Annotated in this window: 1 pseudogene; it reads right to left on the minus strand. The window is 69.8% G+C overall.

Annotated features, from left to right (window positions below):
- A pseudogene (locus tag GT042_RS27630) lies at positions 1 to 252 on the minus strand (glycosyl hydrolase); the annotation flags it as partial.

A 252-nucleotide genomic window follows, 5' to 3' on the forward strand; every position in this document is an offset into this window, starting at 1 on the left:
CTTGTCGGCGGCGGCCTTGGCGACCGGGTTGCGGTTGCTGCCCCCGACGTACTCGACGCGGTACAGGGCCTGGTTGTTGGCGCCGGTGCCGTAGTCGAGGACGTACAGCGCGCCGTCGGGGCCGAACGCCTGGTCCATGACCTGCGTACCGGTCCACGGGAAGGCCTCGATGACACCGGGGGTGCCGTCGGCCTTGACCTCGATGGCCTTGATCCACTTGCGGCCGTACTCGGCGGCGAAGAAGCGGCCGTC

The organism is Streptomyces sp. SID3212 (assembly GCF_009865405.1).
GTDB lineage: Bacteria > Actinomycetota > Actinomycetes > Streptomycetales > Streptomycetaceae > Streptomyces.